At 56.1% G+C, this 602-nt stretch carries 2 protein-coding genes; both read left to right on the forward strand.

Annotated elements, in window-relative coordinates; genetic code table 11:
• Positions 1-209: hypothetical protein (locus G3A47_RS23045; protein WP_166926616.1), on the forward strand; the 209-nt coding region annotated here is incomplete at its 5' end.
• Positions 210-383: 174 nt separating this feature from the next.
• On the forward strand, positions 384-602 hold a 219-nt coding region (locus tag G3A47_RS23050; RefSeq protein ID WP_208328429.1), incomplete at its 3' end, for a GFA family protein.

The raw sequence follows: 602 nt of genomic DNA on the forward strand, positions 1-602 counted from the left end.
CTGCTGGGGTGGAGCTGATCCCCGCGATTCTTTGGGAAAAGTACGAGGTTTCGATCGGAGCGTTCAGAGAGACCGAACGGCAAGAGATCCTTGAGAACATACGAAGCGACAACGGATACGAGTACGTCCTTTGCGGCCCGTATGAAGATGCCGAGGGGTTTGTCGGCAAGACCCTGGACTACCAGGATGGGAGGTATGTTCTTGTCTGATGGTGAGGATTTTTCGCCATCTACACCAAGGCTAAGGGCGCCTAATTTGCTTCTGCTTGCCGAGTAAAAATCACGACAAGACCGCGGAGACCAAGCACGAAGACAGAGATCGAAGCGGCCTAAGCCAGCCCACAGCAATCTCTCCCCCTTCCCCACTGTAATAGACCTCTCTTCATGGACAAGAGGCGGCATCGCAGCAAGGATTGTCGCGAATCGATTGGAGATGCAACGATGACCACAGAACGCCATGGCGGCTGTGCGTGCGGCAAGGTTCGCTACTCCGTGTCGGGCGATCCGCTGCGCGTCGGCCTCTGCCATTGCACCGATTGCAGACGCACCAGCGGCTCGGCTTTTACTTTCTATGGAATCTGGCCGCTGGCGGCATTCAGATGC

Source organism: Flavobacterium poyangense, assembly GCF_011751075.1.
GTDB classification, from domain to species: Bacteria; Bacteroidota; Bacteroidia; order Flavobacteriales; family Flavobacteriaceae; genus Flavobacterium; species Flavobacterium poyangense.